This is a genomic window from Nocardioides malaquae, assembly GCF_015070385.1.
GTDB lineage: Bacteria > Actinomycetota > Actinomycetes > Propionibacteriales > Nocardioidaceae > Nocardioides > Nocardioides malaquae.
In genome coordinates, this window is record NZ_JADCSA010000005.1 from 22,156 (window position 1) to 44,634 (window position 22,479).

The 22,479-nt window shown below is 67.1% G+C and carries 22 protein-coding genes and 1 tRNA gene; 12 read left to right on the plus strand and 11 right to left on the minus strand.

Going from position 1 to position 22,479, the window contains the following annotated elements:
* Positions 1–32 precede the first annotated feature (32 nt).
* From IEQ44_RS06295 to IEQ44_RS06305, 3 genes are all read left to right on the plus strand, one after another.
* Positions 33–106: transfer RNA gene (locus IEQ44_RS06295), tRNA-Pro, on the plus strand.
* A 182-nt stretch (positions 107–288) separates the two neighbouring features.
* Positions 289–519, plus strand: a complete 231-nt coding sequence (locus tag IEQ44_RS06300) for a helix-turn-helix domain-containing protein (RefSeq protein ID WP_193637599.1) — start codon at positions 289–291, stop codon at positions 517–519.
* A gap of 6 nt (positions 520–525) precedes the next feature.
* Complete coding sequence (locus tag IEQ44_RS06305; protein WP_193637600.1) at positions 526–1,740, plus strand: tyrosine-type recombinase/integrase; 1,215 nt, start codon at positions 526–528, stop codon at positions 1,738–1,740.
* A 45-nt stretch (positions 1,741–1,785) separates the two neighbouring features.
* On the opposite strand, the gene IEQ44_RS06310 is transcribed toward IEQ44_RS06305, so the two are convergent.
* Positions 1,786–2,862, minus strand: coding sequence for a hypothetical protein (locus IEQ44_RS06310; RefSeq protein WP_193637601.1), 1,077 nt, complete (start codon positions 2,860–2,862; stop codon positions 1,786–1,788).
* A gap of 149 nt (positions 2,863–3,011) precedes the next feature.
* Between IEQ44_RS06310 and IEQ44_RS06315 the strand changes: the two genes are divergently transcribed.
* Together IEQ44_RS06315 and IEQ44_RS06320 are read left to right on the plus strand one after the other, a co-directional pair.
* Positions 3,012–5,021 (plus strand): ATP-dependent DNA helicase, encoded by a 2,010-nt coding sequence (locus IEQ44_RS06315; RefSeq protein ID WP_193637602.1) that lies wholly within the window; start codon positions 3,012–3,014, stop codon positions 5,019–5,021.
* A 271-nt stretch (positions 5,022–5,292) separates the two neighbouring features.
* Entirely contained in the window at positions 5,293–5,508 is a 216-nt protein-coding gene (locus IEQ44_RS06320) for a hypothetical protein (RefSeq protein WP_193637603.1), read from the plus strand.
* Positions 5,509–6,016: 508 nt separating this feature from the next.
* On the opposite strand, the gene IEQ44_RS06325 is transcribed toward IEQ44_RS06320, so the two are convergent.
* The 4 genes from IEQ44_RS06325 to IEQ44_RS06340 all read right to left on the minus strand — a co-directional run bounded on the left by IEQ44_RS06325 (position 6,017) and on the right by IEQ44_RS06340 (position 8,562).
* Positions 6,017–6,613 carry a cadmium resistance transporter gene (locus IEQ44_RS06325; RefSeq protein WP_193637793.1) on the minus strand — a complete coding sequence of 199 codons (597 nt, stop codon included), beginning with the start codon at positions 6,611–6,613 and terminating at the stop codon, positions 6,017–6,019.
* Positions 6,610–6,969: a Cd(II)/Pb(II)-sensing metalloregulatory transcriptional regulator CmtR gene (gene cmtR, locus IEQ44_RS06330; protein ID WP_193637604.1), complete on the minus strand. Its 360-nt coding sequence runs from the start codon at positions 6,967–6,969 to the stop codon at positions 6,610–6,612. The genes IEQ44_RS06325 and cmtR overlap by 4 nt, the downstream gene beginning before the upstream one ends.
* A gap of 298 nt (positions 6,970–7,267) precedes the next feature.
* Complete coding sequence (locus IEQ44_RS06335; RefSeq protein WP_193637605.1) at positions 7,268–7,903, minus strand: vitamin K epoxide reductase family protein; 636 nt, start codon at positions 7,901–7,903, stop codon at positions 7,268–7,270.
* Positions 7,900–8,562: a DsbA family protein gene (locus IEQ44_RS06340; protein ID WP_319804525.1), complete on the minus strand. Its 663-nt coding sequence runs from the start codon at positions 8,560–8,562 to the stop codon at positions 7,900–7,902. The genes IEQ44_RS06335 and IEQ44_RS06340 overlap by 4 nt, the downstream gene beginning before the upstream one ends.
* A 148-nt stretch (positions 8,563–8,710) precedes the next feature.
* On the opposite strand from IEQ44_RS06340, the gene IEQ44_RS17860 reads away from it, so the two are divergent.
* From IEQ44_RS17860 to IEQ44_RS06360, 4 genes are all read left to right on the plus strand, one after another.
* On the plus strand, positions 8,711–9,496 hold the full coding sequence (locus IEQ44_RS17860; protein WP_193637606.1) for a DUF3152 domain-containing protein: 786 nt from the start codon (positions 8,711–8,713) through the stop codon (positions 9,494–9,496).
* A gap of 91 nt (positions 9,497–9,587) precedes the next feature.
* A complete protein-coding gene (locus IEQ44_RS06350; protein ID WP_193637607.1) occupies positions 9,588–10,037 on the plus strand; it encodes a hypothetical protein in 450 nt (149 codons plus the stop codon).
* A 3-nt stretch (positions 10,038–10,040) separates the two neighbouring features.
* Complete coding sequence (locus tag IEQ44_RS06355) at positions 10,041–11,357, plus strand: hypothetical protein (RefSeq protein WP_193637608.1); 1,317 nt, start codon at positions 10,041–10,043, stop codon at positions 11,355–11,357.
* A gap of 184 nt (positions 11,358–11,541) precedes the next feature.
* On the plus strand, positions 11,542–12,114 hold the full coding sequence (locus IEQ44_RS06360) for a TlpA family protein disulfide reductase (protein ID WP_319804526.1): 573 nt from the start codon (positions 11,542–11,544) through the stop codon (positions 12,112–12,114).
* A 9-nt stretch (positions 12,115–12,123) separates the two neighbouring features.
* On the opposite strand, the gene IEQ44_RS17865 is transcribed toward IEQ44_RS06360, so the two are convergent.
* Both IEQ44_RS17865 and IEQ44_RS06370 read right to left on the minus strand, forming a co-directional pair.
* Positions 12,124–13,095 carry a M56 family metallopeptidase gene (locus IEQ44_RS17865; RefSeq protein ID WP_193637610.1) on the minus strand — a complete coding sequence of 324 codons (972 nt, stop codon included), beginning with the start codon at positions 13,093–13,095 and terminating at the stop codon, positions 12,124–12,126.
* 2 nt (positions 13,096–13,097) lie between these two features.
* Complete coding sequence (locus IEQ44_RS06370; RefSeq protein WP_227487036.1) at positions 13,098–13,469, minus strand: BlaI/MecI/CopY family transcriptional regulator; 372 nt, start codon at positions 13,467–13,469, stop codon at positions 13,098–13,100.
* A gap of 89 nt (positions 13,470–13,558) precedes the next feature.
* On the opposite strand from IEQ44_RS06370, the gene IEQ44_RS06375 reads away from it, so the two are divergent.
* Positions 13,559–14,359 (plus strand): cytochrome c biogenesis CcdA family protein, encoded by an 801-nt coding sequence (locus tag IEQ44_RS06375; protein WP_319804527.1) that lies wholly within the window; start codon positions 13,559–13,561, stop codon positions 14,357–14,359.
* On the plus strand, positions 14,341–16,131 hold the full coding sequence (lnt, locus tag IEQ44_RS06380) for an apolipoprotein N-acyltransferase (RefSeq protein ID WP_227487037.1): 1,791 nt from the start codon (positions 14,341–14,343) through the stop codon (positions 16,129–16,131). The genes IEQ44_RS06375 and lnt overlap by 19 nt, the downstream gene beginning before the upstream one ends.
* Here the strand turns inward: lnt and IEQ44_RS06385 are convergent.
* Together IEQ44_RS06385 and IEQ44_RS18030 are read right to left on the minus strand one after the other, a co-directional pair.
* Positions 16,056–18,068, minus strand: a complete 2,013-nt coding sequence (locus IEQ44_RS06385) for a bifunctional copper resistance protein CopD/cytochrome c oxidase assembly protein (RefSeq protein WP_193637612.1) — start codon at positions 18,066–18,068, stop codon at positions 16,056–16,058. The two genes, lnt and IEQ44_RS06385, sit on opposite strands and share 76 nt — an antisense overlap.
* Before the next feature lie 7 nt (positions 18,069–18,075).
* Positions 18,076–18,738, minus strand: a complete 663-nt coding sequence (locus tag IEQ44_RS18030) for a copper resistance CopC family protein (RefSeq protein WP_369074437.1) — start codon at positions 18,736–18,738, stop codon at positions 18,076–18,078.
* 138 nt (positions 18,739–18,876) lie between these two features.
* Between IEQ44_RS18030 and IEQ44_RS06395 the strand changes: the two genes are divergently transcribed.
* Positions 18,877–19,788, plus strand: a complete 912-nt coding sequence (locus IEQ44_RS06395; protein WP_193637614.1) for a cation diffusion facilitator family transporter — start codon at positions 18,877–18,879, stop codon at positions 19,786–19,788.
* A 9-nt stretch (positions 19,789–19,797) separates the two neighbouring features.
* Here the strand turns inward: IEQ44_RS06395 and ccsB are convergent, their stop codons facing one another.
* Positions 19,798–20,781 carry a c-type cytochrome biogenesis protein CcsB gene (gene ccsB / locus IEQ44_RS06400; RefSeq protein ID WP_193637615.1) on the minus strand — a complete coding sequence of 328 codons (984 nt, stop codon included), beginning with the start codon at positions 20,779–20,781 and terminating at the stop codon, positions 19,798–19,800.
* 8 nt (positions 20,782–20,789) lie between these two features.
* The gene (gene resB, locus IEQ44_RS06405; RefSeq protein WP_227487038.1) at positions 20,790–22,268 is read right to left on the minus strand and encodes a cytochrome c biogenesis protein ResB; all 1,479 of its coding nucleotides are present in this window, start codon (positions 22,266–22,268) and stop codon (positions 20,790–20,792) included.
* Between the last annotated feature and the right edge of the window lie 211 nt (positions 22,269–22,479).

Sequence of the window (22,479 nt, forward strand, 5' to 3'; positions counted from 1 at the left end):
ATGTTCTTCCTCGTTGCCCGCGAGGGCGACATCGGGCTGTAGCGCAGCTTGGTAGCGCACCTGACTGGGGGTCAGGGGGTCGCAGGTTCAAATCCTGTCAGCCCGACAAATTTCAGGCTCGGAGATCGTCGATCTCCGGGCCTGAAAGCGTTAGAGATTTGATCTACCCTCCACAAACCCTCCACTTTGGGTCGCGATCCGTCGCGAAATCCGCGCTGCTGCGAGCCGGGATCCCGTCGTCTCCGAAGCCCTCCCAGCCACCCGGGAGCACCGGGACACCTGGTGGCCATGGACACCTCGTCGAGCCCCCTGATGGGCCTGGAACCCCTGCTGAGCACCACCGAGGTCGCCGACTACCTCGGCGTCCCGGTCAAGACGATCTACGAGTGGCGCACCCACGGTCACGGGCCCTGCGCGGTCCGGGTGGGGCGCCACCTGAAGTTCGCCGTCTCCGACGTCCAGGCGTGGGTCGCCCAGCACCGCGAGCCGCAACCGGGACATACCACCCAGCTGGGGTGAGCTGAGATGGCTCGACCTAGGACCCCGGTGGGCACCTTCGGCCGGATCGAGTTCAGCACGCTCAATGGTCAGGTCCGCGCCCGCACCCGGTTCCGGGACGTGGATGGTCAGCTGCGCCGGATCGAAGCCTCCGGCGGCTCACGGATCGCCGCCGAGCACGAGCTCAAGCGCCGGATCGCGAAGCGGGTCGACTTCTCCCCAGGGACTGGTGAGCTGACCCCGAGCTCCTCGTTCGGGCAGCTCGTCGAGGTCTGGCTCGCCGACCTGGACCTGGAGGGAAGACTCGCCCCCAGCACCAGAGAGCTGTACGAGCGCGACATGCGCCAGATCGTGCTGCCGGCCTTCGAGCACCTTCTGCTGCGGGAGATCTCGGTGCGCAAGGTCGACCAGTTCCTCAAGACGCTGGGCTCCACGAGGAGCTACGCGATGGCCAAGCACGCACGGACCGTGCTGAGCCTCGCCCTGGGTCTTGCCGTGCGCTACGACGCGATGCGCGAGAACCCGGTCAGGGAGACAGCCCGGCTGCGCAGGCCACCGTCACCGACTCTGTCCCTGACCGTGGACGAGGTCGAGGCCATCCGGCGAGCGGTCCGCGGCTGGCGCCGCGGCTCGGGTCTGTCCGGGCCGCGACCAGACGGGCAGCTGGAACAGATCATCGAGGTGATGCTGGGGACCTCCGCCCGCATCGGGGAGGTGCTGGCCGTGCGCAAGTGCGACGTCGACGTCACCGTCACCCCGGCCACGGTGCGGCTCTGCGGCACGATCGTCTCGCCGAAGGGCAAGCCCACCCACCGTCAGTCCAAGGCCAAGACGGCCTCGTCCACCAGGACGGTGTCCGTGCCGACCTTCGCCGGCGCGGTGCTGCGGCAGCGGCTGGTCCTCCTGGCTAACGAGGAACCGGAGCACCTGATCTTCTTCAGCCGCAACCACACGCCGTTGACCACCAACAACGTGAGACCACAGCTCCGCACCATCCTGGAGCAGGCCGGCATCGAAGGTGTCACGCCGCACGCCTTCCGCCGCACGGTCGCCACCACGCTGGACCGAGCCGCCGGCGCAGACCTCGCGGCGGAGATGCTCGGCCACACCTCCTCGGAGATCACCCGCAAGCACTACATCCAGCCCGAAGAGCAGGTGGACCCACGGACCGCCGACATCCTCGAGGCGCTGGCCCCGCGAACGGACCCCGAGGACGCGTACGACTCACCACCGGACGAATGAACCAGGTCAACCCACGGGCGTCGGCCAGGTCGGACACCGACACGTTCACAATCCCAGCCGGTGTTGGTACCTCGGGGACTGGTGCACGAGGGTGGCGTGCAACTCCGCACGGCTCCTGATGCTGTCAGCTGTCCGACTCTGAAGCGGCGCGGGCTGCGCCGGCGCGGTGGTGATCTGCAGCCGAGAGCGGATCAGGTCAAGGATGGACTCCCGTTGGAGGTCCGACGCCGGGCGGTACCGCAGCGCCCTTCCCGGGTCAGCGTCCTCATCCACCTCGAGCGTGGGCCTGGGCACCCGGACGAGGTACGCGCGCCGCCTCAGGCCCTCCTCCACGACCTCGGCCACGCGGGCATCCACCCGGGCGAAGAGCAGGTCGAATCCGTGCAGCACCCGAGGGTCGACCGCAGCCGGGGACTGGGTGACGGACCGAAGACGGGAAACCGCGTGGGCGCCTTCGGCCGCAGCCAGGTCGCCTCGGCCGACCCGTCCGCCGAGGCCGCCCACCAACTGTTGCACCGCTTCGTAGGCACGCTCTCGGGCCAGCCACGTGGCGTGCAGCTCAGGGGCTGCCACGGCCGCGAACGAAGCGAGATCTGCGGAGAGCAGCCGTTGGGAGTCCGCCACGAGTCGCAGGTTGAGGACTGAGGGGAAGGTCCTGAGGCGCACCATCAGGTTGTGCTCAGCCTGCAGCACCCCGAGGAGCCCGGGCCGGGCGGGACCTCGGATGGTCTTCACCGGCGGCTGCCAGCCCTGGATCTCCACGGCGTAGTTGGGCGGCTCGAGACTCGCATCAAGGGCGCATGCCAACGCGGCCCATCCCAGTCGGTCCGCCCCGGCGAGCCGCTCCCACCCCGGGATCAGCTCGTAGCGCTGGTCCAGGACCACCAGGGCACGCGCGACGGCGGCCACGTCGGCCACCACGGCCCGGCACTGGTCAGCGTCGAGGCGGGCGTGGCTGATCCCGGTGGCGAAGTCGTGTTCGCCAAGAGCGGCGGCCTTGGCCGCCCGTCGCCACAGTTCCACCAGCGGCATGTCCGCAGGGGTGGTCAGCTCCTCCAGCGTCGGCAATGCGGTGCGGGAGGCGCTCAGCGTGTCCGCCAGCGCGCCACTGAGTGCAATCAAGGCGCTGTGATCGAGATCCGCTGGGCGGAACGGATCTGCTGGGGCCCTAAGAAGATGGCTGATCGACACAGGGCTGAGCCTTCTCGTCCGATGAGCTGCTCGCCGCCGAAGATCGGATCCTGCACCGATCGCAGGACACCAGTGCACCTGTGCTTGACCTCGACGTCATCCAGAAGGTCACCCGCAGGGAGGAGCGTCTGAACGCCCTCAGTAGGGATCAGGTCGAGGTCCTGGCTCGGCTGGCTGTGTCTGGACGTCGGGTCGACCTTCTGATCGGGCCGGCGGGCGCGGGGAAGACCACGGCGATGCGTGTCTTGCATCGGGCCTGGACTGACCAGCACGGGCACGGCACGGTTGTGGGCCTGGCCCCGAGTGCTGCCGCCGCTCAAGTGTTGGCCGAGGACCTCGGGATTCAGTGCGAGAACACCGCCAAGTGGCTGCACGAGCACGACGCCGGTCGGGCGAGGTTCTGCGCTGGGCAACTGGTGATCCTCGACGAGGCGACCTTGGCCGGCACGCTCACCGTGGACCGGCTCACCTCGCTCGTCGCCGACGCCGGGGCGAAGGTGCTGCTCGTCGGGGACTGGGCTCAGCTGCAGTCGGTTGAGGCTGGCGGGGCGTTCACGCTCCTTGCTTCGGTCCGCGCCGACACCCCGGAACTGACCGAGGTCCATCGGTTCACGAACGAGTGGGAGAAGGCCGCGTCCCTCAATCTGCGCTTTGGGCGCACCGAAGTGATCGGGAGGTATCTCGAGCACGACCGTGTCCGCGGCGGGACGACCGCAGAGATGATCGATGCCGCCTACGCGTCCTGGCGGGCTGACGTCTCACGGGGGCTGGACAGCGTGCTCATCACGGAGTCGACGCAGTCGGTGACTGAGCTCAACCAGCGTGCCCGGGCCGAACGCCTCCTGGACGGCGACACTGTCGCCGGCGCTGAGGTGAATCTCGTCGATGGCACGAGCGCGTCCGAGGGCGACATCGTCATCACCCGGCGAAATGAACGGCGTCTCCAGACCGGAAGCGGGAGCTGGGTGTGCAACGGCGACCGATGGATCGTGCAGCGCGTCCTCACGGACGGCTCCATCTGCGTCCGCCGCCTCGGGCACGGCGGGGGAGAGGTGGACCTTCCCGCGGCGTACGTTGCGGAACGCGTCGATCTGGGTTACGCCGTCACTGCGCACCGCGCTCAGGGCATCACCATCGATACCTCCCACGTCGTGGTGACGAGCACGACGACCCGCGAAAACCTCTACGTCTCGATGACTCGCGGCCGGCGCTCCAACATCGCCTACGTCGCGCTCGACAAGCCCGACGACAGTCATTCCACCCCGGAGCCCAACGGGATCACTGCCAGCACCGTGCTCTTCGGTGTCCTCAAGCACTCCGGTGCCGAACTCTCGGCACACCAGACAATCGAGGCAGAACAGGCGCGATGGTCATCGATCGCGCAGCTCGGTGCGGAGTACGAAACCATCGCAGCCGTCGCGCAACAGGAGCGTTGGACAGGCCTGCTGAGGAACTCTGGGTTAACAGAGGATCAAATGGAACGGATCCTCGATTCCGACTCGTTCGGACCTCTGACCGCCGAACTCCGCCGCGCCGAGGCCGGTCGCCACGACCTCACCCGCCTCATGTCCGACCTCATCATCCGCCGCTCGCTCGAGGATGCTGACGACGTCGGCGCCGTCCTGATCAGCCGACTCCACCACGTCACAGCAAGCGCAAAGCGTGACAGTCGGCGTGTGGAGCCGAAGCTCATCGCGGGTCTGATTCCACTGGCCGTCGGGCCCATGGGCGAGGAGATGGCGACCGCACTTCAGGAGCGTCAAGAGCTCATCGAGTCACGTGCCATGGTCTTGGCCGCAGCTGCGGTCGAGAAGGACGAGCCCTGGCTCAGCCAGATGGGAGGCAGACCGATGGACGCCAACGAGCGGAAGGCATGGCTGCGGGCGGTGCAGACGGTCGCGGCCTACCGGGACCGCTACAACGTTGACGCTGACACCGCGCTTGGAGGTGAAGCTGGGACGGACGCACAGAAGCTGGACCGGGCTCGGGCCCGGCAGGCGGTCCGGAGGGCCCAAGAGGTTGCTGCCAATGACCTCCACGATCAACCGCTGCGAGCGCCGGCTTTGGGGGCTGCGCTGACGATGAAGTAGCCAACCGGTGCACAGGGGACCTGGAGAGCGACTTGTCCACAGGTACGGACGATGGCCGCGCGCGATCGGAGGAACGTGTGTACCAAGACAGTAAGCCGACCCAACGGAGACGACAATGCTTACTGCCCTGTGGAACGTCAGTGCCGCCATTCGCGGTTACCTGCGTCTGTACATGCCCACCAACGTCGTCCTGAACCTGCTTCGTAGGCCGCCTGCGCTGAAGTGGGCCATCCCCGTCTCGCTCGCGGCAGCGGCGGCGTACCTGTTCACCATGAGCCTTTGCGCGACCATGGTCGAACGCGGCGCTCCGGGCTTCCTCAACGTCATGGTTCTCGTGTTCTTCTGGAACGCCGTGAAGTTCGCCTGGACCGCTCTCCTCGCGCCAGTCTGGATCGTCCACGGTGCCGTGGGAGCACGGCGAGAGGGGGAGTGCCTCGTTGTACGCGGGCAGTCGGAACATGCGGTCGCGGAGGCGAGTTGTAGCTAGGCGGCGGCTAAGTCCGAGAGGGGCAATGCGTGCGCAGGACGACGCCGCTGAGCGACGACTTGAAGCATCCAGGGAGATCGGCGCCCCACCTGGTCGGGGGAATTCGGTAAGGCGCTGAAGGGCGGGGCCCACCGGCACTTGTCCGGCCAACCCAAGTCTGAATCTATGCCTGTGCCCTTCTGGCGCCCCCGGCTGCCGGGATGACTCGCGCTCTCCTCGTTGAGTGGTGAGTCGCAGATGACGTTGATGAAGTCTCGCCTCGCGTCCCCCATTGCCCCACCCGGTTCACCCGACCGGGTGGGGCAATGCCCTTCCGTCAAGGGTCGACTGCCGGCGCCTTGCTTGGGTGGTCAGCAGGATCCCCACATGCCCGCGGCCGTCGTCCTTCGCCTGACGCTCCGCCTCGCTGTGAAGGCGCCTCGGCTCGGCGGGAGAGCGTTCTCCTGGCGGAGGTGACCGCGACTGGGCGGCGCTAGCTGCACGTGCTCGATCGCGGGCCAGGCGGGTGTCAGAGCCCGAAGGCTCCGCCGGTATAGAGGATGACCAGGCCCAGGCCGATGAGGACGATCGGAAACAGGATGTGCTCCCAGCGTTCCAGGACTTCGTCGATTCCGGGTCGGGTGGCGACGAACCTCGCTGCGACCACCAAGGCGGCGACGAGGACGAGGAAGACGACGCAGTAGGCGGCTGTCGCGGCGGGACCCACGCTCAAGAAGACGGGGACGTAGACGCCGATGTTGTCGCCGCCGTTGGCGAAGGTGACGGCGGCGACGGTCCACACTGCGACGGCCTTGCCGGCGACCTTGGCGCCGTCGTCGTCATCATCGTCGCGCCATGCCTGCCACGCGGCCCAGAGGCCGAGGACGAGCGGGACGAGACCGAAGTAGGGGATCGCGGCCTCGGGCAGGAAGGCGCCGGCGCCGAGCGACACGAGCACGGCCGCGACGAGGATGCCGGCGAACCCCACGTACTGCCCGGCCAGGATGCGCGACGTGGTTCCGGGCCGTCCAGCTCCTCGGGCGAAGAACAGCGACAGCACGATGATGTCGTCGATGTTGGTGGCGATGAACAGGCCGATGGCCTGCGCCGCGGAGGTCAGCATCAGGCGTCGACTCCTTGGGTGCCACACCCGGGCAGGACGCATTCCTGGTCGATGCAGGGTGCGCTCTCGTCGACGGCGAGGGTGACGTCGATGAGCGCGGTGAGAGCCCGGGTGAGGTGCGGGTCAGCGACGGCGTAGCGCGTGTGTCGCCCTTCGGGTTCGGCCACGACGATGCCGCAGTCGCGCAGGCACGCCAGGTGGTTCGACACATTGGACCGGGTCAGGTCCAGGTCGCGGGCGAGGTCGCCGGGATAGGCAGGGCCCTCCAGCAAAGCCATGAGCAGGCGAGAGCGTGTGGGGTCAGCCATCGCCCGGCCCAATCTGTTCATCACGTCAAGACGGTCAGCAATGGTCAGCATGTGCTGAACAGTACAGCATGCGCTGAACATTGAATTGCATCGTGCGCGCGATCGCTGTTGGAGTCTGCGAGCCCGCCTTCGGCCTCCTGCTCGAGCCGAAGTCGGGATTCCGTCCATGTCGGGGTCGAGCCTTCTGGTTGCCGTCAGAACGAGCCCGGGGTTGGCTGACCATTTTGGTCAGGCCCGTTCGTCTGGCATGCCCCCGCTCCCGCTGCTCGCCGTTCGCCTGCACGTCCGTGTCCGGACCGGCGGAGAGCACGCCCCCGTGTGGGGGGCTACATCGCAGGGATCTGCGCGCTCACAGGAGGGTCGACCAGTAGTCCCAGAACCGGATGCCGATCAGCACCAGCACCGTCGCGTACGTGGCAAGCATGGCGGGTGCAGCCCACGCGATCAGCGTTTGGGTGGATCTGCTGGAGGCGGCTCGGACGCCGAAGGCGCCGCTTCCCAGGTTGCGTAGCGTCACGCTGATGAAGGTCGGGATGACGACGGCCCACACCACCATGCAATACGGGCACAGGGCGCCGATGCGATACAGACTCTGAAAGGCCAACCACGCGACGAAGGCGATGCCGAAAGTAACGCCCGCTTGTAGGCCGAGCCAGTACCACCGGGCGAACGTGGCTCCGGCGAGGATGGCTGCGCCGGTGGCGGCGACGACCGGGAAGGTTGCCACCCCGATGAGCGGGTTCGGGAAGCCGAATACTTCTGCTTGGTCGGTGGTCATGACGGAGCCGCAGCTCAGGACGGGGTTGATGCTGCAGCTCGGCACGTAGGTGGGGTCGCCGAGCAGCACGATCTTCTCCACCATGAGCGTGCCGGCCGCGAGCAGGCCGATCATCCCGCCGACCAGCAGCCACCAGGCAAGTGACCGGTCAGCCCTCCATGGCGACCGGACGCTGGCACTAGGGGTGCGGTCGTCGAGTGCCGTCACCGACCCAGCGCCTCGTCGAGGGCAGTGTGGAAGTCGTCGGCGCTCTGCGGCTCAAGGAGCTTGCCGTCGACATAGAAGGTGGGGGTTCCCTGGACTCCGAGCTTTAGGCCGTCCTCGACGTCCTTCTGAATGCGCTGAGCGACCTGCTCGGATGCGTAGTCAGCGTCGAACTGGTCCATGTCCAGGCCGAGCTCCTCGGCGTATCCGCGGAAGACCTCATCCTTCGGGGTTTGCTGTTCTCCCCAACCCGACTGGGTCTCGTACATCATCTGATACATCTCTTCGAACCTCCCCTGACGTGCCGCCGACTCGACGGCACGGGCGGCGCGTTCGGCGTTGAAGTGGCCCGGCAAGGGGAAGTAGCGGGCCACGAAGGTGACCTCACCGTCGTACTTCTCGCGCAACTCCTCGATGATGGGGAAGGCCGCTCCGCAGGCCTCACATTCAAAGTCGAGGAACTCGACGACCGTGACCTCGCTGCTGCCCTCCTCTCCGATGACCCGACTGTCGTCCCGGACGAGGGCAGAGTCCCCGCTGGACGTCTCCACGGCCGCCGCGGGTCCATCATCAGAGCCGGTTCTGGCCACGAGCAGAAATATCACTACAACCATCGCGATCACAGCGGTGATCGCGATGGAAGCCTTCGTCTGGTTGCGCACCCGTACCTCCTCGTTGATCGCTGCCGAGGGCTCCTCGGGCCAACTACTAACCACGATAGTATGCGGGACGCGCGGGGATCACATTGAGATGACCATGGGACAGGTGGCACGCACCCTCTGTCCACCCGGGGCGCAGAGAGGGGATGCCGTGAACGGTGGTGGCCGACACCGGAAGCCTGCCCGACCCCAGTACCGCAACACCGCGATCACGATCCCCGCGCTGGTACTCATTGCAGTGCTCGTCGCGATCTTCATGCCTCCGGGTCGATGGTGGACGCAAGTACTCCCGGTGCAGGAGCGTGAACGCGAAGATCACCCGGTGGCGAGGTCCGAACACTCCAACCAGATATCTCCAACCCAAGGGCCATCTCGCGTCGGCGGTGACGACGAGAAGCGCGAGGCGGATCCCAAGCGGGCGCGTCCGCGCGTGCCGCCCAGAGGACCCGGAACCTTCGAACTCATGGCGCCGGACCGGGTCGGCCCGATCGTCGATCACAGCTACTCCGTCGAGATCGAAACCGGTATGCCGCTTCGAGCAGTGAGCGCCGCGAACCTGATCGACACGATCCTGACCGATGAGCGCGGCTGGGCGACGCGGGGGCACACCTTCACGCGGACCGACGTGGATCCCTCTATTCGCATCTTGATCGCTACGCCCGCCACCACTGACAAGCTCTGCGCCCCGCTGCAGACCCTCGGCCGCGTCTCTTGTCGCAACGGCGAGCTGGTCGTGCTCAACGGTGTCAGGTGGATCCGCGGAATTCCGGATTATCGCGGGGACCTGGGCGGCTACCGCCGATACCTGGTCAACCACGAAGTCGGTCATGCCCTGGGACAGTCGCACGTGTCCTGCCCAGGCCCTGGGATGCGTGCCCCGGTCATGATGCAGCAGACCTACGGCCTCCAAGGATGCCGACGCAACCCGTGGCCCTGAGCCTGTGACCGGCGTGCGGACAACGTCTCCTATGCGCCATAGTAGACGCCGCAGGAGCCTATACATCGTCCGTAGAACCCTAGGAGAACCTGTGCACAGCTTGCGCCTGATCGCCGCGGCCCTCATCTCGATGGTCGCCCTGGCTTCCTGCTCGGCGGATGAGCAGACCGAGGCGAAGGAGGGTGTAGCCGGACCATCTAGCCCGCCCGCCGCCACTCCGTCTGCGCAGGAGTCATCTTCTCCTCAGCCCGCGGAGAGCGAGGAGCCCGAGGCGCCGATCGCCCCGACGGTCGAAGTCCGAGTGGTAGGGGAGCAGGTCGCGCCGAATGCGGCGGCAATCGCGCTGGGAGTCGGGGAGACCTTGGTCTTCGACATCAGCTCGGACCGGGCGGGCGAGCTGCACGTCCATTCCAAGCCCGAGCAGTACGTGAAGTTTGCGGCCGGCGCGACGCGGGCGGAGATCACCGTTCACACACCCGGCACGGTGGAGGTCGAGGAGCACGAGACCAGCGCCGTCGTCGCGGTCCTGGAAGTTCGCTGACCCATGCTCTCCGCGCACGGTCTGGGCGGGGGAGACGACCTTCCGATCCCCGCGTCCCTGGCGATCGCAGGTGGCACTGCCGCGCTCACCATCTCGTTCGTCGTGCTGATGCTCGCTTGGCGCAAGCCCAGGTTCGACGATCCCACCGGCGAGTACGTCGTTCCACGCTCGCTGGCGTCCTTCCTTGACAGCCGGGCGCTGACGGTCACACTCCGCCTGGCCGGGTTGATGTTCCTCGGTTTCATGCTGTGGCCCGCACTGTTCGGACCCGACCTTCTCATCAATCCCACGTTCGGGGTCGTCTATGTGTGGCTCTGGGTCGGACTCGTTCCTGCCTCGCTGCTCTTCGGACCGGTGATCCGCGCGGTCAGCCCAGTGCGGACCGTCCTCGAGCTGCTCGACCGCGCGATGGGGCGTTCGCCGGACACGCTCCGCCCGTACCCCGCCAGCCTCGGTTACTGGCCTGCCGCACTAGGGCTCTTCGCCTTCGTGTGGTTGGAGCTCGTTGCGCCGGGTGCGGCCGAGCTCGGTGTCCTCCGGGTCTGGTTCGCGATCTATGCTGCCGCGATGCTGATCGGCTGGGCCTTCTACGGCACGGTGTGGTTGGTTCATGCCGACCCCTTCGAAAGCTACTCGACGCTCGTAAGTCACCTCTCGCCCTGGAGTCGCAGCGTCTCCGGGCAACTGGTCCTCGTCAGCCCGCTTCGCAACCTCGCACGCGTCAAGCCGAAGGCAGGACTCGTCGCCGTGGTTGCGGTGCTGCTTGGCAGCACCGCGTACGACAGCTGGAGCAGCTCGCTCACTTGGGTCAGGTTCGTGCAGTCCAACAACGTCGACGTCACACGCCTCGGCACCGCCCTGATGGCCCTCATCATCCTGGTGGTCGGCGTCAGCTTCACCCTTGCCTGCGTCGCTACCGCGGTCAACGACCAAGTGATCAGCCGCCGCATGCTTCCCCGAACCATGGCCCACTCGATCTTGCCGATCATCGTGGGGTACATGGTCGCCCACTACCTCACCTACCTGGTCGAGATCGGTCAAAGGACGCTCATCCAGCTCAGTGACCCCATGGCCGACGGGTCAGACCTCTTCGGAACCGCCGACTGGGGCATCAACTTCTGGCTGTCGCAGAATCCCACCGTGCTGGCCAGCATCAAGGTGAGTGCGATCGTGGTTGGTCACGTGCTGGGCGTCATCGCCGCACACGACAGGGCGCTGCGCGTACTCCCAGCGCGCCACCAGGTCACGGGGCAGCTCGCGCTGCTCCTGGCGATGACGCTCTACACCTTCATGGGGCTCTTCCTGCTCTTCGGCGCCTGAGCCGGCCCCACCGATCCACTACTATCTAACTTAGTAGTAGTCGGCGCACCTGCGTCACCACGCGTGCGACACCGTCAGGAGTAGCTCAAGCATGTATAAGACCCAGGCCAAACGCGCCCGTGAAACGGTACCGACCGACGCCGAGCCCGTGCCTCGGCGCACCCGAGGAGGCCGTCTCGTCCTGGTGGGGGTGGCCGTGCTGCTGTGCGCCACGTGGGTGTGGACGGAACGGTCGAAGACCGAAACGAATGGTCTGTCCGCCGGGGAGTCAGTGATTCAGGAGTACGAACCGGAAGACCGGGTCAGGGTGGGCGAGTTCTCGGGACGGCTTCTCGATGGCGGTCGCGCCAGTTCGGCGGACCTCGGCTCGAAGCCAGTCGTGTTCAACGTCTGGGGGTCGTGGTGCGTGCCCTGCCGAACGGAAGCGCCTGCGCTGGTACGTCTTGCCGAGGAGACCAAGGATCGAGCGACGTTCATCGGCATCAACACCCGGGACAGCGAGGCCTCCGCCAAGGCTTTCGAGAGTCGCTACAAGGTTCCCTATCCGTCCATCACTACCGAGGACAACAGTTCGGTCACGCTGGCGCTCGGCAGCGCCGCGGTCACGGCCGTGCCGACGACGATCATCGTGGATCACCAGGGGAGGATCGCCGCCCGTGTCGTGGGGCCCGGCACGTACACCACGTTCCGCACCCTGCTCGACGAGGTTCTCGACGAAGCCCCGCGGGAGGCGACCCGAACGGACAGGGGTGACTGACGTGGCCCGTCAGTGGGTGGTCGGCCGGGCCACGGCAACGTCACAGCACCCTTGCTTGGAGGCGCCCAGCGCCGGAAGAAAGGCGAGCCCGATGGGCGCGACGAGCAAGGCGCTGGTCGCAAGTCCGACGCCGACGCCGACGCGAAGCCTGACGGAATCCCGGTGACGGTCCCCGTCCACAAGGCGGCGGATCCGACGGCTGCGGCCGGCCGAGGCCGCTGTCGGAGTGTCCGGCCCTGCCGTGCCCACGAACGTGGTCAGCGCACCGGCCATCGCTGCGCGCTGGCCGACTCCTTGCGCGGCGTCATCGGCTTGCATCTCGACGAGCTGCTCGATCTGGGCGTGGGCGGTGGCGAAGAACGGCAAGTCGTGGAAAGCGCGCCTTAGCACCTCCGTCAGCATCAGAGCCAAGTCGTGCCGGGCCCGAAGGTGTCGGCGTTCGTGGGAGAGTGCCGAGCGCAGCTCGTCCTCGCCGAGCGCCGCAAGAGCCGCGGTGGTGACGACGATGGCCCCGCCATGACCCGGAACGCTGTACACGAGAGGAATCGGCAGATCCACCACCGTGTAACCCTCCGGGTGGGGGCGCCCAATGAGGGCCAGCGTCTCCAACTGCATGCGCCGATGCTGTCGGGACGACAGCATGACGCCCAGGAAGACCCGGGTCAGGTTGATGACGAGGGCAACCGTCGCAACCAAGGCTCCGACGGCGAAAATGGTGCCGGCCGGCGTCTCATAGTGATCGGTCACATCCAGATGGGTGGTGCGCACGAGGTCACCGATGTGGCTGGCCCCCGGCAGCACAGGCACCGCGAGCGTGAGGCCGCCAAGAATGAGCGCCCAGGCGACAGTCGCCGTCAACGACTGCCACGCCCAGATCCCCCACGAGGGCTGGTTGAGAGGCCAGTCGGCGGCCAGCAAGACGCGAGGACCGAGGGTTGTCAGGCCGACCGCGAGCAGAAGCAACAACAGGGGTGCCGTCACGGCTAGTCCTCCAGCGCGGCCAGGGCGGCGCGGACTTGCGCCAACTCCTCATCAGACAACTGTCCAACGAAATGGAGCAGTGCTCCACCCCGGTTAGTGCTTGTGGAGAGGACTTGTCCGAGCAGGCTTGCGGTGTGCGCCTCCCGACTGAGCGTCGCGGTGTACAGGTAGGCGCGGCCCTCCTTGTGGCGACGAACCAGGTCCTTTCCGTGGAGGTTGTCCAGAACCGTCATCACGGTGGTGTAGGCGATGTCCCGCGTCGATTGAAGATGCTCGACCACCTCCCGCACGGACGCGGGCCGGTCCCAGTCCCATAACGTCTGCATGACCGCGGCCTCCAACTGGCCCAGCTGCCGCACCCGGTCCCGCTTCATCTGGTCGCACCTCCTGACTGACTGCTCATCAGCCCACTGTACTATGCACGTTAGTACTCACAGTCTGTCTGCCCTGCGAGGTGCCGGTCGTGTTCGTGAAGGCCTCGCTGCTAGGGGCAGCATCCGTCGCGCAGGCGTCTGTCCAGGACGCGGTGCTCACCGGACCACTCCTTGCGGCGCTGGTCATCGCGGCGCTTGCCGGTCTGATCTCCTTCTTCTCGCCGTGCTGCCTGCCGTTGGTGCCCGTGTATCTCGGGTATGCGGCTGGCCTGACCGGCACCTCGAGCGGCGAAAGTCGCACGCCACGGCTCCGCGTGCTCGTGGGAACCGGTCTCTTCGTGCTGGGGTTCGCCACAGTGTTCACCGGCTACGGCGCGGCGTTTGGTCAACTCGGCAGCGCGCTGATCAGGCATCAAGAGCTCCTAGTCCGGGGTGCAGGCCTGCTCACGCTGGTCATGGGGTTGCTCTTTCTTGGAGCCCTCGGCCGTGTTCCCGGGTTGAGTCGCTCGATCAAGCCTTCCTTCAGCCCCAAGGTGGGCCTGGCTGGTGCTCCCTTGCTCGGAGGGCTCTTCGCCATCGGTTGGACCCCTTGCATCGGTCCTGCGCTGGCTGCGGTCCTCACGCTGTCGACCACGAGCGGCACCGCCGGTAGAGGCGCCTTGCTGACCTTCGTCTACAGCCTCGGGCTGGGGGTCCCGTTCCTCCTCGCGGCATCGTCGATCGGCCGCAGCGCGCACGCTTTCACGTGGGTGCGCCGGAACATGCGTGTCATCACCGGCGTCGGGGGAAGCTTTCTCGTCCTCATCGGCCTGGCCCAGCTCACGGGTCTGTGGTCCGAAGCGATGGTCTCGCTGCAAGTCTTGATCGGTGGATGGCAGACCCCCTTGTGAGCAGCAAGGCGCCGGGTGGGGACGTTCCGGCGGTTGCCCGGGGGGGTGCGGTGACGGGCGTCCCGCGTGGGACGTCGGACGTTTCAACTACAAGGCGGCGGCAGCTCCTGTCGAGTGCCACATGCCATGCGCTGGCCGGGGTGGCCGGCATAACCACGGCCCTTGCCTTCGATCCCTTCGCGGTGCCATACGCTGCAGTCGTCGGAATCGCGCTGTGGCAGACGATCCCCCTGCGCAAGGGCGCTCGGCATGCCGTGAGTGTCGGTGCCTGCTTCGGCCTCGGCTTCCTGCTGGTCCTCACCTGGTGGCTGGCTCAATCTTTCGGTCCTGCTGTCTGGTTCGGCCTCGCGGTCGTGCAGTCGATGTGGTTCGCGCTGCTGAGCGCATCCGTGGTGCTGCTGCGGCGGCTTCCTGGACATCCCTTCTGGTTCGCAGTGGCCTGGGCTGGCATGGAGCACCTTCGCTCGAGCTGGCCCCTGGGCGGTCTGCCATGGGGCCGGCTGGGTGTCACCACGGTCGACACGGCGCTGTCCCCTCTCCTGCCGGCTCTGGGCCTGACTGGTACCGGATTCGTGTTGGCACTGGTGGCGGGCATTGCTTCCTGCGGAGGACGCTGGGCTCTGGCACACGCGGGCGCAAGACGGCCGCCCCGAGCGCGCCTCGCGCAGCAGGTCGTCTGGCTTGGGTGTGCTGCGGTCACGGTGCCGCTCGGGATCGCGTTGGTCCCTACCTCCAGTCCCGCCGTGGCTGAGGGGACGCGACAGCCAGAGACCATCCGCTTGGCCCTGGTCCAAGGTGGGGTTCCTGGCGACGGGCGACAGTTGGCTGCCCATCACCGCCGCGTCACCACCAACCACGTTGAAGCCACGGTCGATCTGGGTCACCGTGTGGAGGAAGGCCTCACTCCGGCGCCCGACCTCGTGGTGTGGCCCGAGAACTCCACGGCCGTCGACCCGTTCGAGGACGCGGAGGCACGAGCGGGGATCGTCGCAGCGGTGGGGAGCATTGACGCACCCATCCTCGTCGGTGCCATGGTCGACGGCCCTACCGCCCGACACGTACTGAACCAGGGCGTCCTCTGGGAGCAGGATGGGCATACTGGCGCTCGCTACACCAAGCGCCATCCGGTGCCCTTTGGCGAGTACATCCCCGCTCGGGGTCTCCTCGGACGACTCTCCCCGCGACTGGAGCGGATCCCTCGCGACATGCTCCGCGGCAACTCCACGTCGCCGCTTCAAATCGGCGACACCCTGGTCGCCGTCGCCATCTGTTACGACGTGGCCTACGACGACGTGATCCCCGCGCAAGTGCGAGAAGGCGCACAAATCGCGGTGGTGCAGACCAGCAACGCTAGTTTTACCGGAACGGCGCAACCCCAACAACAGCTCACCATCACCCGGGCGCGGGCACTGGAGACTGGACGCTCCATCGCAGTCTCCTCTACGAACGGGGTGACAGCCGGCATCGCTCCCGACGGTCGGGTGATCGCCCGGGCGCCGCTGCGCCGGACCACGGTCCTGACCATGGATCTGCCGCTCCATCACACGCTCACACCTGCAGTGCGGTGGGGCCACCTGGTCCCTGGTGGCTTGTTGGGCGTGTTGGTGATCGGCCTGGGCGCAGCCGTGGTCCGCGCCGTGCGCAACTCCGGAGGTACGCATCGACCCAACCCAGACCCGGCATCCGAGGCAGTCGGCTATGGCGTAGGCGGAGACGAACGGCCCGACACGTCCGGTGGCCTCGCGTTGAGCCGCGCGAAGTACTCGTTGTAACGGACGAGGTCCAGGTCGCGGTCGCGATCAGCCTTGCGGTCCAGTCGCCGCCGCTCGCGCCGGTCGGCCTTGACCCACGAGACGATCAACGCAACTCCCAGGATCGCCAACGGGTAGTCCCCCAGCGCCCAACCCAAGGACGCACCTAAGTACTGGTCGTCTAGGAGAGTCCGGCCCCACGAGCGATCCAGGACTCCGAACCATGTCGGGGCGAGCACTTGTTGCGTGGCCATTAGCGAGACCGAGAACAGAGCATGGAACCCGAACGTCACCAGGATCACCAGGACCCGGAAGGGATGGGCCAGTCGGCGGGGCCCCGGATCGATGCCGACGACACTGTTCGCCAGGAGATACCCGGTCAACACAAAGTGGAAAGTCATCAGCAAGTGGGCGGTGTGGGAGCGCAGCGCCAGTTCGAACAGCGAGGAGTAGTAGAACGCGGCAAGGCTGATGACGAACAGCGCGGCCGCGACGGGGGCCGAGCTCAGGATGCGTGCCGGCCAGGAGTGTACGAAACCCAACAGCCACTCCCGGGGACCACGAGAGCCGTCGGTGCGTCTAGTCAACGCGCGAAGCGCCAGCGTGACGGGGGCCCCTAGGACCAGGAAGGTAGGAACAGCCGTGGCGATCGTCATATGTTGCACCATGTGCATGCTGAAGAGCACACGACCGTAGACACCCGGTGCTCCGCTCGTGGCCCACACAAAGAGCGCCCAGCCGCCCACCCACGCGACCGTTCTGCCGAGGGGCCACCGGTCGCCGCGGTCTCGCAACCGCAACACCGCTCCGACGTACCAGCCGGCGGCCAGTAACGCCACAGGCAACCAGAACGAGTCTGGTTTCCACGCCGTGAACCACTCGGCGGCGCGTAGCGCTTCGGGCATATCGGTCCCAAGAAGTGCCTGGGCGACGGTCAAACGCTCCGCGGCGCCGGACGGGGCTGGGGGAGGGGTCCGACTCAGGGCGACGCCGGCGCCCGCTGCGGCCACCAGCACGACGAGCTCGACCACCACGATCCTGTGGAAGGCACGCGACTGTCCCTTCCGCAGGTGGCGGATGCCGACTCGGCGGTGCCACCACCCGAACGCCGCCACGACGAACAGTGCCGCGGTCTTGGCTCCCAGCACGAGTCCGTAGGGGGAGCTCAGCGCCTGAGGCCCGTAGAGTCGGAGGCCGGCGCCCAAGACGCCGGAAATGGCGACCAGCAGCAGACACCAGCCTGCGAGCGTCGAATAGCGCTCGACGGTGTCCACCAAAGCCGGCCCGCAGAGGGCCGAGCGAACCAGCACGACGGCGACTAGGCCGCCGACCCAGACCGAGATGCCGAGCACGTGCATCGCCTGCAGGTTGACCGCGTCGTTGTGGTTGAGTGAGCCAGCCGCATGGCCGGCCAGGGCGATCGGCCATAGGGCCATCAGAGCGGTCACGGTGTAGACGCCTACCGCCCCAGTTTGGCGGGCCCGCAGAGCCCCGACCGCCACGATCGAGGCAAGCGCCGAACTGATGGCCAAATACCGACCGAACTCGACCTGGGTGGCAAAATCGACGACCTGCGGGGCGAAACCGGGGGCAGTGAGGGGAAGACCCGCGACCTCTGAATAAGTGAACCCGAGCAGCGCAACTCCGCTCCACAACCAGGCGGAGGCGGCCATCGCGACCACGTCCAACAGCTTGCGGCGTGCTCCCTCGACCACCTGCGCCTTGGACGGCTCCGACGGTGGCACACACGTCGCAGCGACCACAAGCGCGCCCACCGTCACCAGGGCGGCAATGTCGCGGATGGCCTGGGTGATTGGGAGGCCGAGCCGTGTGACCGGACCAGCCGTGGAGAAGCCCTCGACCTCCTCCGGGCGTAGGCCCCCGGTCAGCGCGAGGAGCCCCAGGGCGACGACAGGAGCGACAGAGAAGACGAGCACTACCGCCGTTGCGCGGCTCATCCGTCGACTATTGGTTGTCGCGGGCACGAGTAGAGTGGTCCTTCCTGCGCCCGTTCCAGACGACGCCGAAAAGGATCAGGACGAGCAGCACGATCACAGCCGGGGCCGTAAACCCCCACCCTTGGTCGCTCGCGTCTTCTCCATCCGCCGCGACCTCGAGCTGGCTCGCGGACGACGTTTCTCCGAGGGACCCGGGGGACCTGTTCGAGGGGGATGTTTGCGCTGCGGGGGCTTGCGGGGACACGATGAAGTTCAGGGAGCCGGTGATGGGGTGACCGTCAACCGACACCACCCGGTAGTCCAGTCGCCACCGCCCCGCTTCGCGTCCCTGGTCGGGCATAGGCATCACGACCATGGTGTCCCGCGCCCCTCGCGAGACGGGCGTCTCGACGCCTCCCGACCCAGTGACCGTCAGGAGCGCCTTGGCCATGTCCGGGTTGATTGCCTCCGAGAACTCCAACGTGAGCTGACGTGGTGGTGACACAAGAGTCGCGCCGTCAGTTGGGTTGGAGGAGACAAGGTCGGCATGAGCCTGGGCGGGTGCCTGGAACGCAGCCACTCCTGCGAAGAGCGCGGCGAGGACGAGGGTGTAGCGCCACACCCCCACGCGACGCGTGTCCCCTCCGTTAACGCGGCGATGATTCGCATCTTGGCGGACAGGGTGGAGCACTGAACTCTCTCCTTGAGCAGCGACGGTGGGACGTCGCTCTGGGCAACAGGACCAGGAGCCAATCTACTATGCTGCTTCGTAGATGGACGCCCTAGGTGTCTGCGCAAGTCCGGCGAAGGCGTATAAGGAGGCAGCTCGGTGGGTGCGGGACACGGGCATGGTGCGTCGACGGAGTCGGCGGCGGGAAGGCATCGGTGGCGGCTGGCCGTCTCGTTCGGTCTGGTCGCCGCCTTTTTCCTCGTAGAGCTCGTCGCGGGTCTGATCAGTGGGTCCTTAGCCCTCCTCTCCGACGCCGGGCACATGGCGGCTGACGTGGTGGTCCTCGGCGCAGCCCTGGTGGCGACAAAGGTGGCCGTCCGCCCGGACAGCACCGGACGGCGCACCTACGGCTCCTACCGTGCCGAGGTCTTCGCCTCGGGGGTTGCGGTTCTCGTCATGCTTGGTGTCGCGACGTACGTCGTCATCGAGGCGATCTCCCGGGCTGGCGACTCGGTGGAGGTGCAGACCGGCCCAATGCTCGTGGTCGGTGCCATCGGGCTCGCCATCAACCTCGTCTCCATGCTCCTGCTCCGGGCAGGAGCCGAAGAGTCCCTGAACGTCAAGGGTGCCTATCTCGAGGTCATTGCGGACGCGGCCGGAAGCGTCGGCGTGATCGTTGCTGGACTTCTCGTCATCTGGACAGGCGCGGGATGGTGGGACACGGCCGTGGCCCTGGCGATCGGTGTCTTCGTGGCGGTGCGCGCGGTCGGTTTGGGCCGGCAGGTCTTGGCGGTGCTCGGCCAGCATGCACCGGAGGGACTGGACGTTGACGGCGTGGCCAGCGATCTGGAGTCCCTGGACGGCGTTGCCGACGTCCACGACCTGCATGCGTGGACGTTGACGTCCGGCATGAACGTCGCTACCGCGCACCTGGTTCTGCAGGATGGAGCAGAGACCGCTCCCGTGCTCCAGTCCGCCCAGCAACTGCTTCGAGACCGGTACGGAGTGGCCCACGCGACGTTGCAGGTCGAAGAACGAGCCTCGGCACACTGCGCCGAGCTGTCCTGGTGACCGACGCGGTCACACCCCTGCGTACGAGTGGAGACCCGTGATCCACAGGTTCACGCCGAAGAAGTTGAACAGGAAGGCCAGGTAGCCGAGCACGGCGAACCACGCCGCTCTGGCGCCACGCCAACCCGCGGTCGACTGGGCGTGCAGGTATGCGGCGTAGAGAACCCAGGTGATGAAGGCCCAGGTCTCCTTGGGGTCCCAGCCCCAGTACCGGCCCCAGGAGTTCTCGGCCCAGATGGCACCGGCCAGGATCGCGAAGGTCCAGACGGGGAAGGCGAACATGTGCGCCGCATGCGCCACCTGGGACAGGGTCTCCGAGCGCGGGAGACCACCGGCGTACCGGCCCAGAGGCGCGTCCCCGTCACCCGCGCGTCGCTCCCCGCGACTCCGCACCAAGAACAGGATCGTCGCGACGACGCCGACCGAGAAGATGCCGCCGGACACGATGGCGGCTGCGACGTGGATGACCAGCCAGTACGAGTTGAGGACCGGGACCAACGCGTCAGCGGGTGTGTACAGAACGGTGATCCCGAGACCCAGCGCCAACAGCACGAGAGAGACCACCCAGACACCGAACGCCGAGATGGGTTGCCGGGTCAGCACGAAGAGGTAGGCGGCCGCCACGGCCACGGCCACGGCGCTCGCCAAGGTGAACTCGTACATGTTCCCCCAAGGGGCGCGGCCCGCGGCGAGCGAGCGCGTCACGAGCGCGGCCACGCTGAGCAGCCACCCGAGGACCGTCAGGGAGGTGCCGATTGCGCTGAACCGCGTGAGCGCGGGGGTCCGGGAGAAGGACGTGTCCAACTGGGGGACCGACTCGCCGTCATGCCCGCTCGCCCGCCCCGTTCCGACCGGCACCGAGGCGCGCGCGGGAGCGGTCGCGACGCGGCGGGCGGTGTCGGCGGCGTAGGAGAGCAGCGCCAAGACGTAGACGGCGATGGCCGCGTAGACGAAACCGTTGGACAATCCCGCAAGAAGTTCGGTGGATGGCATAGAAGGGGTCACTCCTCAGAGGCGCGAGGTTGCTGGCCAAGGGCGGCCACCACGTCATGGATGTCATTTGGAGGCATTGGCCAACGTGTGAGCGACTGCCCCCCTATCGAAATCTTCGTGCCATCACCGTCGCTGTCGAGGCGAACCCAGACCCGTCGACGGCGGAACGCGAGCGACGTGGTGAGGCCCACCAGCAGTAGCACTCCGGCTACGAGGGAGATTTCCTTGCCGGGATCGTGCGCGATCTGGAAGTTGGCGAACCGGTCCAGGCGGTCGAAGGTGATGCTGCCAGCCCCGCCCGGCAGGGTTAGCGTGTCGCCCACGCCGAGGGCGCGCACCACCGGCTTTCCCTGCTTGTCAGTGACCGGCTCCATGTCAGCGGTGTCCAACTCGTACACCGACTGCGGGGGACCGGACTCGAGACCGAGGTCCCCCAGGAATGGCGTGAGGACCAGGCGCGGGTTCAGGGCGTCGGGGAACGCGGAGTAGGGGCCCTTCACCCCGTTCGCGGCGGTGGGCAGGAGCAGACCGCGAAAGCCCATTTGAGTGGGTTGCGCGTCTGGCGCTTTGATCACTCCGTCGGAGGTGTAGGACCCGTCCAGCGGCAGGAAAATCACCGTACCCGAAGACACGACCTCACCGCGCCCGTCCCTCACGGTCACCACGGGGGCGTAGCCGTGCCCGGTCAAGAAGGCCTTGGTCCCATTGATGTTGAGCGGGTGATTAGGGCGGACCTCAAGACGCTGCGGCTCTTCCGATCCCTCACTCGTGTAGGACACGGCGGCCTTGAACTCCCGCGGATCGCCGCGTTGGGGGCCGTCCATGGCGTACCGCACTTGGAAGTCCTCCAGGGTGAAGGAGAACGGTTCCAAGTTGTCGGTGTCTGTCCACACCGAGGGCGTGAAGGCGTCGTAGCTCGACGACACATTCGTGAACGTGTCGCCTTCCGCCAGTGCGATCCTGCCTTCGAATCCGAACAACCGCCCCGCGCCGATCCCCACCAGGAGCACCAGCAGCGACAGGTGGAAGACCAAGTTGCCCACCTCGCGGACGTAGCCACGCTCCGCGCGAACCTCGGTCTCAGTGACGACCACTCGATATCTCCGGCGGCGCAGTGCGGCGGCGGCCGTCGCGAGCTGCTCGCCGCTGCGCTCAACAGGTGTGCGCCACTGCTGGTGGTGAGCGAACCGCCCCAGGTGCCGCGGGGCAGCCGGAGGCGCGGTACGAACGGCGCGCCACAGTTGGGCGCATCGAGGCAGCACGCAGCCAGTCATAGACACCAGCAACAAGAGATAGATCGCGGCGAACCAGGGGGAGGCGTACACCTCGAAGAGCCAGAGCCGGTCCAACCAGGGATAGAGGTCTGGGTGGTCCGCTGCGAACGTCGGGACGGCCACTGGGTCGCTGGCGACTCCCCGCTGTGGCAGCAGAGACCCTGGCACCGCCGCCGCCGCCAGCAGGGCCAACAGGATCACGGCCGTCCGCATGGACCTGAGGGTTCGCCAGAACCAGCGAGCCCACCCCCAACCAGCCGGAGCCCTGGGTCCGGGGTCGGGTCCTCCCGGACCGAGTTGCTGATCTTGCACTGTTAGGGACATGACCTCGACATCCGGTGCGGGCGACGCGCGCCTCGGGCGACGTCAGGACGCTGCGACTTTACTACTAGGTGTCTTAGTAGGTCACCTTCGGTGGTTGACG

Excerpts from the sequence above, each read along its gene's own strand:
- resB (WP_227487038.1), bottom strand. The coding sequence starts at position 22,268 with ATGCGGACGGCCGTGATCCTGTTGGCCCTGCTGGCGGCGGCGGCGGTG.
- ccsB (WP_193637615.1), bottom strand. The coding sequence starts at position 20,781 with ATGCCATCCACCGAACTTCTTGCGGGATTGTCCAACGGTTTCGTCTAC.
- IEQ44_RS06355 (WP_193637608.1), top strand. The coding sequence starts at position 10,041 with ATGCTCTCCGCGCACGGTCTGGGCGGGGGAGACGACCTTCCGATCCCC.
- lnt (WP_227487037.1), top strand. The coding sequence starts at position 14,341 with ATGGCAGACCCCCTTGTGAGCAGCAAGGCGCCGGGTGGGGACGTTCCG.
- IEQ44_RS06385 (WP_193637612.1), bottom strand. The coding sequence starts at position 18,068 with ATGAGCCGCGCAACGGCGGTAGTGCTCGTCTTCTCTGTCGCTCCTGTC.
- cmtR (WP_193637604.1), bottom strand. The coding sequence starts at position 6,969 with ATGCTGACCATTGCTGACCGTCTTGACGTGATGAACAGATTGGGCCGG.
- IEQ44_RS06305 (WP_193637600.1), top strand. The coding sequence starts at position 526 with ATGGCTCGACCTAGGACCCCGGTGGGCACCTTCGGCCGGATCGAGTTC.
- IEQ44_RS06300 (WP_193637599.1), top strand. The coding sequence starts at position 289 with ATGGACACCTCGTCGAGCCCCCTGATGGGCCTGGAACCCCTGCTGAGC.
- IEQ44_RS06320 (WP_193637603.1), top strand. The coding sequence starts at position 5,293 with ATGAGCCTTTGCGCGACCATGGTCGAACGCGGCGCTCCGGGCTTCCTC.
- IEQ44_RS06370 (WP_227487036.1), bottom strand. The coding sequence starts at position 13,469 with ATGAAGCGGGACCGGGTGCGGCAGCTGGGCCAGTTGGAGGCCGCGGTC.